At 70.1% G+C, this 15,021-nt stretch carries 12 protein-coding genes; 7 read left to right on the plus strand and 5 right to left on the minus strand.

Annotation, left to right across the window (positions count from 1 at the left end):
- The first annotated feature begins 131 nt into the window (after positions 1-131).
- Entirely contained in the window at positions 132-3,944 is a 3,813-nt protein-coding gene (locus tag ACIBG6_RS15265) for a multifunctional oxoglutarate decarboxylase/oxoglutarate dehydrogenase thiamine pyrophosphate-binding subunit/dihydrolipoyllysine-residue succinyltransferase subunit (RefSeq protein WP_399223060.1), read from the plus strand.
- Positions 3,945-4,050: 106 nt separating this feature from the next.
- Positions 4,051-4,236 carry a DUF6104 family protein gene (locus ACIBG6_RS15270; protein ID WP_007266501.1) on the plus strand — a complete coding sequence of 62 codons (186 nt, stop codon included), beginning with the start codon at positions 4,051-4,053 and terminating at the stop codon, positions 4,234-4,236.
- Positions 4,237-4,269: 33 nt separating this feature from the next.
- On the opposite strand, the gene ACIBG6_RS15275 is transcribed toward ACIBG6_RS15270, so the two are convergent.
- Positions 4,270-5,085, minus strand: a complete 816-nt coding sequence (locus ACIBG6_RS15275; protein WP_399223061.1) for a hypothetical protein — start codon at positions 5,083-5,085, stop codon at positions 4,270-4,272.
- A 148-nt stretch (positions 5,086-5,233) separates the two neighbouring features.
- Between ACIBG6_RS15275 and ACIBG6_RS15280 the strand changes: the two genes are divergently transcribed.
- Together ACIBG6_RS15280 and ACIBG6_RS15285 are read left to right on the plus strand one after the other, a co-directional pair.
- Entirely contained in the window at positions 5,234-6,118 is an 885-nt protein-coding gene (locus ACIBG6_RS15280) for a DUF4097 family beta strand repeat-containing protein (RefSeq protein ID WP_399223062.1), read from the plus strand.
- A gap of 1 nt (position 6,119) precedes the next feature.
- Entirely contained in the window at positions 6,120-7,073 is a 954-nt protein-coding gene (locus ACIBG6_RS15285; protein ID WP_399223063.1) for a helix-turn-helix transcriptional regulator, read from the plus strand.
- Positions 7,074-7,105: 32 nt separating this feature from the next.
- Here the strand turns inward: ACIBG6_RS15285 and ACIBG6_RS15290 are convergent, their stop codons facing one another.
- From ACIBG6_RS15290 to ACIBG6_RS15300, 3 genes are all read right to left on the minus strand, one after another.
- A complete protein-coding gene (locus ACIBG6_RS15290) occupies positions 7,106-8,482 on the minus strand; it encodes a cellulase family glycosylhydrolase (RefSeq protein WP_399223064.1) in 1,377 nt (458 codons plus the stop codon).
- A 92-nt stretch (positions 8,483-8,574) separates the two neighbouring features.
- Complete coding sequence (locus tag ACIBG6_RS15295) at positions 8,575-9,540, minus strand: zinc-binding dehydrogenase (RefSeq protein ID WP_399223065.1); 966 nt, start codon at positions 9,538-9,540, stop codon at positions 8,575-8,577.
- A gap of 129 nt (positions 9,541-9,669) precedes the next feature.
- Complete coding sequence (locus ACIBG6_RS15300; protein WP_024761798.1) at positions 9,670-10,878, minus strand: NADP-dependent malic enzyme; 1,209 nt, start codon at positions 10,876-10,878, stop codon at positions 9,670-9,672.
- Between the two features lie 537 nt (positions 10,879-11,415).
- Here ACIBG6_RS15300 and ACIBG6_RS15305 point away from each other — a divergent pair.
- The 3 genes from ACIBG6_RS15305 to ACIBG6_RS15315 are packed head-to-tail and all read left to right on the plus strand — an operon-like array spanning position 11,416 to position 14,131.
- Entirely contained in the window at positions 11,416-12,387 is a 972-nt protein-coding gene (locus tag ACIBG6_RS15305) for an ABC transporter substrate-binding protein (protein WP_399223066.1), read from the plus strand.
- Between the two features lie 29 nt (positions 12,388-12,416).
- Positions 12,417-13,367 (plus strand): amino acid ABC transporter permease, encoded by a 951-nt coding sequence (locus tag ACIBG6_RS15310; protein ID WP_399223067.1) that lies wholly within the window; start codon positions 12,417-12,419, stop codon positions 13,365-13,367.
- Positions 13,364-14,131 carry an amino acid ABC transporter ATP-binding protein gene (locus tag ACIBG6_RS15315; RefSeq protein ID WP_323182600.1) on the plus strand — a complete coding sequence of 256 codons (768 nt, stop codon included), beginning with the start codon at positions 13,364-13,366 and terminating at the stop codon, positions 14,129-14,131. The genes ACIBG6_RS15310 and ACIBG6_RS15315 overlap by 4 nt, the downstream gene beginning before the upstream one ends.
- A 66-nt stretch (positions 14,132-14,197) precedes the next feature.
- Here the strand turns inward: ACIBG6_RS15315 and ACIBG6_RS15320 are convergent, their stop codons facing one another.
- Positions 14,198-14,947 carry a class I SAM-dependent methyltransferase gene (locus ACIBG6_RS15320; RefSeq protein WP_399223068.1) on the minus strand — a complete coding sequence of 250 codons (750 nt, stop codon included), beginning with the start codon at positions 14,945-14,947 and terminating at the stop codon, positions 14,198-14,200.
- Positions 14,948-15,021 lie beyond the last annotated feature (74 nt).

Consider the following 15,021-nt stretch of genomic DNA (forward strand, 5'->3'; position numbering starts at 1 on the left):
GTCCCGAAACACCTCGTCAAGTGTGACTTGCGCGACGTTGGAGTGCCTGGCCTGCACCTCCCGGCCGGGTAGGCGTAGCCTTTATTTCCGCTGTCCATCACCTTGTGAAGCGGAAGAGGGCGGTTGCCGCCGTGTCGTCTCAGTCCCCCAGTACCCCGAGCTCCCCGACCGACCAAGACGGGCAGGGTCAGAACCCTGCAGCCGCCTTCGGTGCCAATGAGTGGCTCGTCGACGAGATCTACCAGCAGTACCTCCAGGACCCGAATTCGGTCGATCGTGCCTGGTGGGACTTCTTCGCCGACTACAAGCCGGGAGCGTCGGCGACCCCGACCGCCCCGGCCCCCACCACGACCACTCAGAGCGCGCCGGCCGCGCCGCAGGCGGGCCCCGCACAGGCCGCACCTGCCGCTCCGGCGGCCGCTCAGGCCTCCGTGCCCGCTCCGGCCCCGGCTCCCGCCGCGGCTCCGGCGCCGGCTCCGGCCAAGCCCGCCGCGGCTCCTGCCGCCCCGGTCGCCGCCAAGCCCGCCGCCGCCGCTCCGGCGTCGGCCAAGGCCAAGGAGGCCACCACGGCCCCCGCGGGCCCGGAGCTGATCACGCTGCGCGGCCCCGCCGCCGCGGTCGCGAAGAACATGAACGCCTCGCTCGAGGTGCCGACGGCCACGTCCGTCCGCGCCGTCCCGGTGAAGCTGCTCTTCGACAACCGGATCGTGATCAACAACCACCTGAAGCGTGCCCGGGGCGGGAAGATCTCCTTCACGCACCTCATCGGCTACGCGATGGTGCAGGCGATCAAGGCCATGCCGTCGATGAACTACTCCTTCGCGGAGAAGGACGGCAAGCCGACCCTGGTCAAGCCGGAGCACGTCAACTTCGGTCTCGCGATCGACCTGGTGAAGCCCAACGGCGACCGCCAGCTCGTCGTCGCGGGCATCAAGAAGGCCGAGACGCTCAACTTCTTCGAGTTCTGGCAGGCGTACGAGGACATCGTCAAGCGGGCCCGCGTGGGCAAGCTGACGATGGAGGACTTCACCGGCGTCACGGTCTCCCTGACCAACCCCGGCGGCCTCGGCACCGTCCACTCCGTGCCGCGCCTGATGCCCGGACAGTCGGTCATCATGGGCGTCGGCTCGATGGACTACCCGGCCGAGTTCCAGGGCACGTCCCAGGACACCCTGAACAAGCTGGGCATCTCGAAGGTCATGACCCTGACCTCGACCTACGACCACCGGGTCATCCAGGGTGCCGCCTCCGGCGAGTTCCTGCGCGTCGTCGCGAACTACCTCCTCGGCGAGCAGGGCTTCTACGACGACATCTTCAAGGCGCTGCGCATCCCCTACGAGCCGGTCCGCTGGCTCAAGGACATCGACGCGTCGCACGACGACGACGTCACCAAGGCCGCGCGCGTCTTCGAGCTCATCCACTCCTACCGGGTCCGCGGCCACGTCATGGCCGACACCGACCCGCTGGAGTACAAGCAGCGCAAGCACCCCGACCTGGACATCACCGAGCACGGCCTCACCCTGTGGGACCTCGAGCGCGAGTTCGCGGTCGGCGGCTTCGCCGGCAAGTCGATGATGAAGCTCCGCGACATCCTCGGCGTCCTGCGCGACTCGTACTGCCGCACCACCGGCGTCGAGTTCATGCACATCCAGGACCCGAAGCAGCGCAAGTGGATCCAGGACCGCGTCGAGCGCCCCCACGCCCGTGTGGAGCGCGAGGAGCAGCTGCGGATCCTGCGCCGCCTCAACGCCGCCGAGGCCTTCGAGACCTTCCTGCAGACGAAGTACGTCGGCCAGAAGCGCTTCTCCCTGGAGGGCGGCGAGTCCGTCATCCCGCTGCTCGACGCGGTCATCGACTCGGCCGCCGAGTCGCGCCTCGACGAGGTCGTCATCGGCATGGCCCACCGCGGCCGGCTGAACGTCCTCGCGAACATCGTGGGCAAGTCGTACGCGCAGATCTTCCGCGAGTTCGAGGGCAACCTCGACCCGAAGTCGATGCACGGCTCCGGCGACGTCAAGTACCACCTGGGCGCCCAGGGCACCTTCACCGGTCTCGACGGCGAGCAGATCACGGTCTCCCTGGCCGCCAACCCCTCGCACCTCGAGGCGGTCGACCCGGTCCTGGAAGGCATCGTCCGCGCCAAGCAGGACGTCATCAACAAGGGCGGCACGGACTTCACCGTCCTGCCGGTCGCCCTCCACGGTGACGCGGCCTTCGCGGGCCAGGGCGTCGTGGCCGAGACCCTGAACATGTCGCAGCTGCGGGGCTACCGCACCGGCGGCACGGTCCACATCGTCATCAACAACCAGGTGGGCTTCACCGCGGCCCCGGAGTCCTCGCGTTCCTCGATGTACGCGACCGACGTGGCCCGCATGATCGAGGCGCCGATCTTCCACGTGAACGGCGACGACCCGGAGGCCGTGGTCCGCGTCGCGCGGCTCGCCTTCGAGTTCCGCCAGACGTTCAACAAGGACGTGGTGATCGACCTCATCTGCTACCGCCGCCGCGGTCACAACGAGGGCGACAACCCCTCGTTCACCAACCCGCAGATGTACAACCTGATCGACAAGAAGCGTTCGGTGCGCAAGCTGTACACCGAGTCGCTCATCGGTCGCGGCGACATCACCCTGGAAGAGGCGGAGCAGTCGCTCCAGGACTTCCAGGGCCAGCTGGAGAAGGTGTTCGCGGAGGTCCGCGAGGCCACCGCCGCCCCGGCTCCGACCCAGGTCCCGGACGCCCAGGCCAAGTTCCCGGTCTCCGTCACCACCGCGGTCTCCGCCGAGGTCGTGAAGCGGATCGCCGAGTCGCAGGTCAGCGTCCCGGAGCGGATCACGGTCCACGCGCGTCTGACGCCGCAGATGCAGCGCCGCGCCGCCTCCATCGACGACGGCACCATCGACTGGGGCTTCGGCGAGACCCTCGCCATCGGCTCCCTGCTGATGGAGGGCACCCCGGTCCGGCTCTCCGGCCAGGACTCCCGCCGCGGCACCTTCGGCCAGCGCCACGCGGTCCTGGTGGACCAGGAGACCGGCGAGGACTACACCCCGCTGCTCTACCTGGCCGAGGACCAGGCCCACTACAACGTCTACGACTCGCTGCTCAGCGAGTACGCGGCGATGGGCTTCGAGTACGGCTACTCGCTGGCGCGTCCGGACTCCCTGGTCGTCTGGGAGGCCCAGTTCGGTGACTTCGTCAACGGCGCGCAGACCGTCGTCGACGAGTTCATCTCCTCGGCCGAGCAGAAGTGGGGCCAGACCTCCGGCGTCACGCTGCTCCTGCCGCACGGCTACGAGGGCCAGGGCCCGGACCACTCGTCCGCGCGCCCGGAGCGCTTCCTCCAGATGTGCGCCCAGGACAACATGACGGTCGCCATGCCGACGCTGCCGTCGAACTACTTCCACCTCCTGCGCTGGCAGGTGCACAACCCGCACCACAAGCCGCTCATCGTCTTCACCCCGAAGTCGATGCTGCGTCTGAAGGCCGCGGCGTCGAAGGTGGAGGAGTTCACCACCGGCGGCTTCCGCCCGGTGATCGGTGACGCGACGGCGAACCCGGCGGACGTCCGCAAGGTCGTCTTCTGCGCGGGCAAGGTCTACTACGACCTGGAGGCCGAGCGTCAGAAGCGGGGCGACACGGAGACCGCGATCATCCGTCTCGAGCGTCTGTACCCGCTGCCGGGTGCCGAGCTCCAGGCCGAGATCGCCAAGTACCCGAACGCCGCGAAGTACATCTGGGCGCAGGAGGAGCCGGCGAACCAGGGTGCCTGGCCGTTCATCGCGCTCAACCTGATCGACCACCTGGACCTGGCGGTCGGCGCGGACATCCCGGCGGGCGAGCGCCTGCGCCGGATCTCGCGTCCGCACTCCTCCTCCCCGGCGGTCGGCTCGGCCAAGCGCCACCAGGCGGAGCAGCAGCAGCTGGTCGACGAGGTCTTCGACGCCTGATCGACCGGAGCACGTCCCGGAGCACGTACGGAGGCCCGGCACCCCTGAGGGGGTGCCGGGCCTCCGGCGTTCCGTGGACCCCGGGGACACGGCCTATCCTTGGCGCATGTACTTCACCGACCGTGGCATCGAGGAACTGGAGAAGCGGCGAGGCGAGGAGGAGGTCACCTTCGAGTGGCTCGCCGAGCAGCTGCGCACGTTCGTCGACCTCAACCCCGACTTCGAGGTGCCCGTCGAGCGCCTCGCGACCTGGCTGGCCCGTCTGGACGACGAGGACGAGGACGACGAGTAGGAAGCGTTCCCGGCCGCGGCGTCGCCCGCCGAGTCAGCGGTCCCGCAGCCGATCGTAGGCCAGTCCGAGCGCGCCGTGCGCGACGAGCAGCGCCCCCGCCGTCGTCCAGCCGCCGCTGCGCCGGCCGATCCCCCAGACCAGCAGCGGCACACCCGCCGCGAGTTGCGCCCCGCCCAGGACCCGCGCCCTGGGGCCGCGCAGGTACGGGCCGAGGGGCCCTTCCTCCACGACGTCCAGCTCGGCGCGCACGGCGTCCCTCCAGCCGGGCCATTCGAGCTGCTCGGCGCCCTGCGCGAGGGCGACGGAGCGGAGCCGGTCGGCGCTGTCGCCGGGGACGAGGCCGGTCGGCAGGGCGAGGCCGGTGCGCGCGAGGACCGCGACGACACCGACGAGCCGGCGGTGGGAGTCGGCCTCCGGGTCGGGTGCGGTGAGCGGTTCCAGGGCCTGCACGTCCAGGACGGGGTCGAGGGCGAGCCGGGCGGCGAAGGTGCGCATGGCCTCGTCCTCGCCGACGGGCGTGCCGTCCGCGAGCCAGGTGTAGCCGACGGTGCGGCGGAAGCCCGCGGCGAGCGTGATCCCGGCCCTGTCGCGGTCCCACCACAGGGCGAGGACCGGCCAGGTCGCGGCGGAGACGGCGAGGGCGGTGGCCCAGCCGGTGACGACCTGTTCGACGGGCTCCCCGCCGTGGAGCCACGGCTTCCCCTCCGGTACGAGCACGCTCCAGTCGTCGCCCGCGGGGGCGAGGAGCAGCTGTTCCCGCAGGAGCTGGGCCGGCGGCCTGACCGCCGGGGGGTCGGCACGGCAGAGCAGCAGCGCCCCTGAGGGGCTCGATCCGGATGTCGCGTTCATGCCCCCACGCTAGCCAATTTGTCCGTGTACGGCGGCGATTGCCCCCCTCGTATCAGGGAAGAGTCAGGGTTGACTTCCCTTGACCGCGATATATCGTGTCTATCGAGAGTCGCGATATGTTGCGTTGCCGAAACGGGAGGTCAGCACCATGACAGAGTGGTCCGTCACCGAGCCGACGAAACTTGCCCCGGCCGACCCCGTGACGCGCCTGCAGGTCCGCATCGTCAACGGCACGGTGAACGTGGTGGGGACCGACGAGAGTTCCGCCCGCGTCGAGATCTCCGAGATCGAGGGCCCGCCGCTGATCGTGACGCAGGACGGATCCACCCTGACCGTGACCTACGAGGACCTTCAGTGGAAGAACCTCCTCAAGTGGTTCGACCGCAAGGGACACCGCCGCCGGGCCGTCGTCTCCGTCGCCGTCCCCGCGGGCGTCGACGTCGAGGTCGGCGCGGTCGACGCCGAAGCGGTCGTCTCGGGCATCAGAGGGCGTACGGAGGTCCGCGGCGTCACGGGCGACACGACCCTCGTCGGGCTCTCCGGTCCGGTCCGCGCCGAGACCGTCTCCGGAAGCCTGGAGGCCCAGTCGGTCACGGGCGCGCTGCGGATCACCTCGGTGACGGGCGCCGTCACGGTGATCGAGGGCGCGGGCGGTTCGGTGAAGGCCGAGACCGTCAGCGGGGACATGGTCATCGACCTCGACCCGGGCGAGCTCGACGGGCCGCCCGCCGACATCCGGCTCACCAGCGTCTCCGGCCAGGTCGCCATCCGGCTGCCGCATCCGGCCGACGCCCGGGTGGAGGCGAGCACGACGAGCGGCTCCGTGTCGAACGCCTTCGACGACCTGCGGGTGACCGGGCAGTGGGGCACCAAGTCCGTCACCGGCACCCTGGGTTCCGGGCGGGGCACGCTCAAGGCGACCACCGTCTCCGGCTCCATCGCCCTGCTCCGCCGCCCCGAGGCGGCCGAGGACCCCGAGTCCGCCGCCTCCGCCCCCACCGCTTCCCCCTCCGCGACCGGAAAGGTGCTCTGACATGTCGCCCGTCTTCGCCCATGGCCGCCTCCGCCTCTACCTGCTCAAGCTGCTCGACGAAGCCCCCCGCCACGGCTACGAGGTGATCAGGCTCCTGGAGGAGCGCTTCCAGGGGCTCTACGCCCCCTCGGCCGGCACGGTCTACCCGAGACTCGCCAAGCTGGAGGCCGAAGGCCTCGTCACCCACGCCAGCGAGGGCGGCCGGAAGGTCTACTCGATCACCGACGCGGGCCGCGCCGAGCTGGCCGGCCGCGGGGCCGAACTGACCGACCTGGAGCGGGAGATCCGCGACTCGGTCTCGGAACTGGCCGCGGAGATCCGCGACGACGTGCGCGGCGCGGCCGGCCGGGTGCGCAGCGAGATGCGCGCGGCGGCGGGGCAGACGCGGAAGACGGAGGGTTCGTCGTTCGCCGACGCCAAGGAGGAGCTGCGCCGGGCGAAGCAGGAGTGGAAGGAACAGGCCCGCCAGGCCAAGGCGGAGGCCCAGTCGGCCCGCCACCAGGCGAAGGAGTTCCAGCGCATCGCCCAGCAGGTCCAGGAGGAGGTCCAGGACCGCTTCTCGCGGGGCGACTGGCCCAAGGGGGTCTGGGAGGGCCTCTCGGACATCACGGCGCAGCTCGGCGGCCTGGTGGCGGGCACGACCCACCCGAAGGCGGCGGCCCCGGCGCCCGGAGCCACGGGAACGGCCGGAGCCGCAGGAACGGCCGGTGCCACGAGAGAGGGCACGGCGGCCCACCCCGTCGACGAGGACGGGCGGGCGCCGGAGTGGGCGCGGGACACGGAGGGTTCGGGCGATCCGGGACGCGATCTCGACCGGCTGCTCGACCGCTTCCGGGACGAGATCCGGGACGCGGCCCGTGACCACGGGGTGAGCGGGGAGCAGCTGTCCGAGACCCGCCGCCATCTGTCGACGGCGGCGGTCCGGATCACGGACGTGCTGAACCCGGGGCGCTAGAGCTGGACATGCCCTGGAGCTGAGCGGCCGGGTCAGCCCCGGGTGGCGGTGACCGTCACCCGGGCGCCCGGGGCCGCGAGGATCCAGGCCCTCCCCCGGTCCTTGCGGAGGACGAGCGCCCCGCCCCGGGCCGTCACCCGCCAGTCGCCGGGCGGGAGCGAGAGCTCGGTGACGCGGGGGCCGCGCCGCCCCGCGGAGTCGTACGCGAGGCGGTAGACGCCCGTCGCCGAGTCGTAGGCCGCGGAGCGGACCGTGCCGGCGACCGCCTCCGCGTACGGCTCGGCGGTCAGCTCCTTGTTCGTGCGGAAGGCGCCCGTGCCGTCCACCGCGCAGTACCCGCCGCCGTAGCACCACTCCCAGCCCGCCCAGCCCGAGCTGTAGCGGCCGAGGGAGGACATCGCCTCGCGGTAGAAGCGGTTCATGTTCGGCAGGGAGTTGTTGAGCGGGCCCCACTCCCCCACCACCACGGGCACCTTGTGCTCCTTGGGGTACAGGGTGACGGCCTGCTCGTAGTTCTCGAGCCAGCGGGCGGCGGGGTCGTAGTCGGTGCCCGCCTCCATGCCGGCGTTGTAGAAGTGCGGGGCGTAGACGATCCGGGGGTCGTCGATCCGTCCGAGTCCGGTGGGCACGCCCTCGCCCACGATGGGGGTCGGCTCGACGAAGATCCAGGTGTCCGGGTCGACCGAACGGATGGTGTCCGCCATCCGGTTGTACATCGGGGTCAGCTGCTCGCGTTCGATGCGGCGGGCCGCCGTCGCCAGGTCCTCGCCCTCCCCCATCTCGCCCATCGGCTCGTTGATCAGGTCGTAGCCGAGGACGGCCGGGTGGTCCTCGAAGCGGTCGGCGAGCACCCGCCACATGCGGGCCTGGGCGAGCCTGAGGTCCTCGTCCTCGTACAGGTGGGTGAAGGCCCGCTGGACGGCCGGCTCGAAGTACTCGGAGAACCAGTCGTCGGGGTGCGGGGTGAAGGGCAGGCCGTCGGTCCTGGTCGCCCACTCGGGGATGCCCCGATGGCCGAAGGCCGGACCGAAGACGTCCTGGTGGGCGTCGAGGAGCACCTTGACGTCGTGCTTCTCGGCCCAGCCCAGGATGCGTTCGATCTTGCGCAGATAGGTCTGGCTGTACTGGCCGGGGCGCGGCTCCAGGTCGTCCCAGAAGACGAGGAGGCGGGCGAAGTTGAAGCCCTTGGCCCGCATGTCGCGGATGTGCTTCTCGGTGATCGCGGAGAGGGCGGCGTCGCCGCTGTTCGCCTTGTCCGCGAGATTCCAGCCGCGCAGGGTGAGGGTGCGGCCGTACTCGTCGGTGAGGGCGGGTATGCCGCCGCCGCCCGCACCCCCGGTCTCGGCATGGGCGGCCGTGGGGGTGAGCAGCGCGGCGACGACGGCACTCGCCACAAGCGTGGTTCGCAACAAGGAAGACCTCCGGCACGAGGATGTGAGAGATGTTCATGTTTCGTTGCCGGAGATCCCATCAGCATGACTGACGAGTCATCAAGAGGTCGTCAGGAGGTCTTCAGGACGATCTTTCCGAAGAGTTCGCCGGATGCCATCTTCTCGAAGCCCTCACGGGCCCGGTCCAGCGGCAGGACCTCGTCGATGACCGGCCGGACGCCCGTGGCCGCGCAGAACGACAGCAGGTCCTCCAGCTCGTCCTTGGAGCCCATGGTCGAGCCGACGACCTTCAGTTCCAGGAAGAAGATCCGGGTCAGCTCGGCGTGCGCGGGCCGGTCCCCGCTCGTGGCGCCCGAGATGACCAGAGTGCCGCCCGGCCGCAGCGACTTGACCGAGTGCGACCAGGTCGCGGCGCCGACGGTCTCGATGACCGCGTCCACGCGCTGCGGCAGCCGCGCCCCCGGCTCGTACGCCTCGACGGCGCCGAGCTCGACGGCCCGCTTGCGCTTGGCCTCGTCGCGGCTGGTGGCGAAGACCCGCAGGCCCGCGGCCTTGCCGAGGGCGATCGCGGCGGTGGCCACGCCGCCGCCCGCGCCCTGCACGAGCACCGAGTCCCCGGGCCGTACACCGGCGTTGGTGAAGAGCATGCGGTACGCGGTGAGCCAGGCGGTGGGCAGGCAGGCGGCCTCCTCGAAGGAGAGCTCCTTCGGCTTGGGCAGCACGTTCCAGCGGGGCACGGTCACCCGCTCGGCGAACGTGCCCTGGTACCGCTCGGTGAGGATGGAGCGGGGCTCGTCCGGCCCGACGCCGTGACCGGTCTGGCCGATCACGGAGTGCAGGACGACCTCGTTGCCGTCCTCGTCGACGCCGGCGGCGTCGCAGCCGAGGATCATCGGCAGCTTCTCCTCGGGCAGTCCGACCCCGCGCAGCGACCACAGGTCGTGGTGGTTGAGCGAGGCGGCCTTGACGGTGACGGTGGTCCAGCCGGGCCGGACCTCGGGCTCGGGGCGTTCGCCCAATTCGAGCCCGTTCAGGGGCTGGTCGCGGTCGATTCGGGCAGCGTAGGCAGCGAACATGGCCCCGACCCTAGGGTCGGACAGGCGCGTGGCGGAACCACGCACCCGTGTGACACATACCTCCGGCCTACACGACAGGGCCCCGTCCCGGCGTGCGGAACGGGGCCCTGTCGGGGCTCAGGTGCGAGCTCAGCGGCGCGCGACGCCCTCCGCACGGGCGGCGGCGGCCACTGCGGCCGTGACGGCCGGGGCGACCCGCTCGTCGAACGGCGACGGGATCACGTAGTCGGCGGCGAGCTTGTCGCCGACCACGTCCGCGAGCGCGTTCGCCGCGGCGATCTTCATGCCCTCGGTGATCCGGGAGGCCCGGACCTGGAGCGCGCCGGCGAAGATGCCGGGGAACGCGAGGACGTTGTTGATCTGGTTCGGGTAGTCCGAACGCCCGGTCGCCACGACGGCCGCGTACTTGTGCGCGATGTCGGGGTGGACCTCGGGGTTCGGGTTGGCCATGGCGAACACGAAGGCGTTCGGGGCCATGGAGGCGACGGCCGCCTCGGGGACCGTGCCGCCGGAGACGCCGATGAAGACGTCGGCGCCGGCGAGGGCGGTCTCCAGGGAGCCGGTCAGGCCCGCCTTGTTCGTGATCTCGGCGAGCTCGCGCTTGACCTCGGTGAGGTCCTCGCGGTCGCGGCTCACGATGCCCTTGCGGTCGGCGACGGCGACGTCGCCGAGGCCGGCCTCCAGCAGGAACTTGGCGATGGCGACACCGGCCGCACCGGCGCCGGAGATGACCGCGCGCAGGTCGCCGAGGGTCCGGTCGGTCAGCTTCGCCGCGTTACGGAGGGCGGCGAGGGTGACGATCGCGGTGCCGTGCTGGTCGTCGTGGAAGACGGGGATGTCGAGGCGCTCCTGGAGCTTGCGCTCGATCTCGAAGCACCGCGGCGCCGAGATGTCCTCCAGGTTCACTCCGCCGAAGGACGGGGCGAGCCGGACGACCGTCTCGACGATCTCGTCGGCGTCGGTGGTGGCGAGGGCGATCGGGACCGCGTCCACGCCGCCGAACTGCTTGAAGAGGATGGCCTTCCCCTCCATGACCGGGAGGGAGGCCTCCGGGCCGATGTCGCCGAGGCCGAGCACCGCCGTACCGTCGGTCACGACGGCCACGACCTGGGACTTCCAGGTGTAGTCGTTGACCAGCTCGGGCTGCTCGGCGATCGCGGTGCACACCTTGGCGACGCCGGGCGTGTACGCGAGGGACAGGTCGTCCTTGTCCCGGAGGGGAACGGTGGCCTGCACGGCCATCTTGCCGCCCCGGTGAAGGGCGAAGACAGGATCGAAGGGCTCGGGTGCCCCATCCGTACCACTGTCATTGCGAGGATTGACGATCTCCGCTGCCATTGGGAAGACCCCTTAAGTCTGTTTCATTTGAGGGTGGCCACTCCTGGTTGAGGAGGGGTGGGGAGGCACCGCGGCCGCCTTGTCTGGCAGCCGCTCGGGCGCGCCGCACAACGCGCCCTGAGCCCCGGATGAGGGGTGTAAGGATCCTTCTTACCGGACGGACGGCACCGCGGACGAGTCCATAACCGCTCGGTGACGCGACTCATACCGAGTGCAGTCGGACACGGATGGAGCGCGACACGTCACCCAATGTCCCTATAGATGCCCACGGCACCCGAATGGCCGCCTTCGGCTCGTCCGAATGGCGAGATCAACCGGAGATTTTCCGGTGACGGGGAAGGGATCCCGAAGAAGGTCCGGCCTTGATGTACCGGCCTGTCGTGATTCGGGGGTCACCCGTTACCCGATTTTGACATCCATGGCCGTCGGTTTGAGGCGGTCCGAATGGCAAGATGCCGTAATCACACGAGGTCGCGACACTCGAAGACGCGTACGTGACCTGCTGGCAAGCCCCTCACACGCCGGAGGAACCCGACCATGACCGCACGCTCCACGCGCTGTACGACCGCCGCCAAGACCCGCACGTCCCGTCTTGCCGCGGTCGCCGCCATCGCGGTCGCCGGCTCGATGCTGCTGACCGCCTGCGGCGACCAGACCGAGGGCGGTTCCGCGACGCCGACGAAGGACGGCGGCTCCGCGTCCGCCAACGCCGCCCCGCTCTTCTCCAAGCTCCCGGCCGACATCCAGAAGGCCGGCGTCATCAAGGTCGGCACGGACGCCTCGTACGCTCCGATGGAGTTCACCGAGGGCGGCAAGATCGTCGGCGTCGACCCCGACATCGCCGCGGCCCTGAGCAAGCAGCTCGGCGTCGAGTTCAAGTTCACCTCGGGCACCTTCGACGGTCTGATCACCTCGATCTACACCGGCCGCCAGGACCTGATCATGTCCTCGATGACGGACAACAAGAAGCGCCAGGAGGGCCTGGACGACAACGGGAAGAAGATCGGCAAGGGCATCGACTTCGTCGACTACTTCAGCTCCGGCGTCTCCCTGCTGGTCAAGAAGGGCAACCCGCAGGGCATCAACTCCCTCGACGACCTCTGCGGCAAGACCGTGGCCGTCCAGCGCGGCACGATCTACGAGGACACCTTCAAGGCCCAGGCCACGAAGTGCGGCGCGAACAAGCTGACGATCCAGGCGTTCGACACCGACGCCGAGGCCCAGACCCGCGTCAAGGCCGGCGGCGCCGTGGCCGACCTCAACGACTACCCGGTGGCCGCGTACATCGCGAAGACCTCGGGCGGCGGCAACGACTTCGAGGTCGTCGGCAGCCAGAGCGACGTCGGCCTCTTCGGCATCGGCGTCTCGAAGGAGAACACGCAGCTGCGCGACGCCGTCAAGGAGGCGCTCGACGCGATCATCAAGGACGGCACCTACGCCGATGCCCTGAAGAAGTGGGACGTCGAGGACAGCGCCGTGAAGTCGGCCACCGTCAACGCCGGCAAGTGACCTCCCCGCTCCACTGAAGGGCAGTCGTCATGACTGACAAGATCAGCAAGGACCCGGCCGCCGCTCCGGCCGGGTCCGGCGCCTCGGGCTCCCCGTACGAGGCGATCAAGGCCATCCCCGTGCGGCACTACGGGCGCTGGATCAGCGCCGTCGTGGTCGTCGCACTGCTCGGCTGGCTCGTCTACGCCTTCTCCCAGGGCAACATCATCTGGGACACGGTCTGGGACAAGGTGTTCGACCCGTCGGTCATCAGCGGCCTGTGGAACACGATCATCATCAGCGTCGCGTCCATGGCCCTGGGCCTCGTGCTCGGCGTCCTCTTCGCCGTGATGCGGCTGTCCAAGAACCCGGTGACCGGTGCGGTCGCCTGGCTCTACATCTGGTTCTTCCGCGGTACCCCGGTCTACGTCCAGCTGCTGGTGTGGTTCAACCTGTCGCTGATCTTCCAGTACATCGACCTCGGGCCGATCTACAAGAACGAGACCGTGGACGTCATGACGCCGTTCATGGTGGCGCTGCTCGGCCTCGGCCTCAACGAGGGCGCCTACATGGCGGAGATCGTCCGCGCGGGCATCCAGTCGGTCGACGAGGGGCAGACCGAGGCGGCGCACGCGCTCGGCATGTCCCAGACGAAGACGATGGGCCGCATCGTCCTCCCGCAGGCCATGCGGGTGATCGTGCCGCCGACGGGCAACGAGTTCATCAACATGCTGAAGACCTCGTCGCTGGTCTCGGCCGTGCAGTACACCGAGCTGCTGCGGGCCTCCTCGAACATCGGCAGCACGGCCGGTGCCGTGATGGAGATGCTCTTCGTCGCCTCGATCTGGTACCTGGCACTGACCAGCGTGTTCAGCGTCGGCCAGTACTACCTGGAGCGCCGCTTCGCCCGCGGTTCGACCCGTAACCTGCCGCCCACCCCGCTGCAGCGGGTCAAGACGAACCTGCTCACGTTCAAGCGTTCTCCGGAGGGATCGGCATGACCGGTCAGCCCATGGTCAAGGCAGAGGGCGTCCACAAGTCCTACGGCGCCGCCCACATCCTCCGGGGCATCGACCTCGAGGTGCAGAACGGCGAGGTCTTCTGCCTCGTCGGCCCGTCCGGCTCCGGCAAGTCGACCTTCCTCCGGTGCATCAACCACCTGGAGCGGGTCGACGGCGGCCGGCTCTCGGTCGACGGCCAGCTGGTCGGCTACCGAGAGAAGAACGGCAAGCTCTACGAGCTGAAGGACAGCGAGGTCGCGACCCAGCGCCGGGACATCGGCATGGTCTTCCAGCGCTTCAACCTGTTCCCGCACATGACGGCCCTGGGCAATGTCATGGAAGCGCCGATCCAGGTGAAGGGCGAGTCCAAGGCCGTGGCCCGCGAGCGGGCCGAGCGGCTGCTGGACCGGGTCGGCCTGGCCGACAAGGCCGGGAACTACCCCACGCAGCTCTCCGGCGGCCAGCAGCAGCGTGTCGCCATCGCCCGCGCGCTGGCGATGGAGCCGAAGCTGATGCTCTTCGACGAGCCGACGTCGGCGCTCGACCCGGAGCTCGTGGGTGACGTCCTGGACGTCATGCGGGACCTGGCCGAGTCGGGCATGACGATGATCGTCGTCACGCATGAGATGGGCTTCGCCCGTGAGGTCGGCGACTCGCTGGTCTTCATGGACGGCGGCGTGGTGGTCGAGTCGGGCAACCCGCGGGACGTCCTGGGCAACCCGCAGCACGACCGGACGAAGGCGTTCCTGTCCAAGGTGCTCTGAGACGCGCAGGGGAAGGGGCGGTACGGGGTCACCCGTACCGCCCCTTCCCTCTTTCGGGTCACCGGGCTACTTCACCGCGAGGAGCAGGGTGTCGGAGGGCGACGCCCACACCGGGCGGGCCTCGCCGAAACCGGCGGCGCGGAGGGTCTCCGCGTGCCAGCGGGCGGAGGGCATGTCGCCGTCGGCGTGCTCGCCGTAGATCTCGAAGCGGCGGGCGGTGGGCTCGGCGAGGGCCGGGTCCTTCGCGGCCTCGGCCCACCAGGCGGCCCAGTCCAGGGCGCCGCCGGCCTTGGCCCGGTCCATGACGGCATGCCGGTGCGCCCGCTCGGCGGCGTTGATACGGGGCGTGCTCTCGTCGATCATGTGGTCGGCGTTCATGAAGACGCCGCCGTCCCGGACGAGACCGGCGACCTGCCCGTAGAGGGCGGTCAGGGGCCCGCTGTGGAGCCAGTGGAGCGCGGTGGCGGTGAGGACGGCGTCGTACGAGTCGTGGGGCAGCCGCGCGGTCCAGGCGGGGTCCTTGAGGTCGGCGGTCACGAAGGTGACGCGCTCGTCGCCGGAGAAGTACCCCTCGGCGATGGCGAGGAGCGCGGGATCCAGATCGACACCGGTACTGGTCGCCTCCGGGAACCTCCGGAGGAGCCGATCCGTGATACTTCCCGTACCGCACGCGAGGTCGAGCACGCGGGGTTTCGGTCCCACGACGGCCTCGACCATGTCGAGCATCACCCGGAACCGCTCCTCACGGTCCGGCATGTACCACTCCTGCTGACGGTCCCAGCTCTGCTGCCAGCCCGCCCAGTCGGTTCCGGTCATCGCCGTACCCTCCCCGCTTCGTAATACCCTCATAGGGGAAACAGGCGTTACCCCTTCCGACCGAGACACTAGAC

This window comes from Streptomyces sp. NPDC050842 (assembly GCF_044456565.1).
GTDB lineage: Bacteria > Actinomycetota > Actinomycetes > Streptomycetales > Streptomycetaceae > Streptomyces.

What these genes read in the sequence shown, in the direction of transcription:
- ACIBG6_RS15270 (WP_007266501.1), top strand. Translation starts at nt 4,051, where the DNA reads ATGTACTTCACCGACCGTGGCATCGAGGAACTGGAGAAGCGGCGAGGC.
- ACIBG6_RS15275 (WP_399223061.1), bottom strand. Translation starts at nt 5,085, where the DNA reads ATGAACGCGACATCCGGATCGAGCCCCTCAGGGGCGCTGCTGCTCTGC.
- ACIBG6_RS15280 (WP_399223062.1), top strand. Translation starts at nt 5,234, where the DNA reads ATGACAGAGTGGTCCGTCACCGAGCCGACGAAACTTGCCCCGGCCGAC.
- ACIBG6_RS15285 (WP_399223063.1), top strand. Translation starts at nt 6,120, where the DNA reads ATGTCGCCCGTCTTCGCCCATGGCCGCCTCCGCCTCTACCTGCTCAAG.
- ACIBG6_RS15295 (WP_399223065.1), bottom strand. Translation starts at nt 9,540, where the DNA reads ATGTTCGCTGCCTACGCTGCCCGAATCGACCGCGACCAGCCCCTGAAC.
- ACIBG6_RS15300 (WP_024761798.1), bottom strand. Translation starts at nt 10,878, where the DNA reads ATGGCAGCGGAGATCGTCAATCCTCGCAATGACAGTGGTACGGATGGG.
- ACIBG6_RS15305 (WP_399223066.1), top strand. Translation starts at nt 11,416, where the DNA reads ATGACCGCACGCTCCACGCGCTGTACGACCGCCGCCAAGACCCGCACG.
- ACIBG6_RS15310 (WP_399223067.1), top strand. Translation starts at nt 12,417, where the DNA reads ATGACTGACAAGATCAGCAAGGACCCGGCCGCCGCTCCGGCCGGGTCC.
- ACIBG6_RS15315 (WP_323182600.1), top strand. Translation starts at nt 13,364, where the DNA reads ATGACCGGTCAGCCCATGGTCAAGGCAGAGGGCGTCCACAAGTCCTAC.
- ACIBG6_RS15320 (WP_399223068.1), bottom strand. Translation starts at nt 14,947, where the DNA reads ATGACCGGAACCGACTGGGCGGGCTGGCAGCAGAGCTGGGACCGTCAG.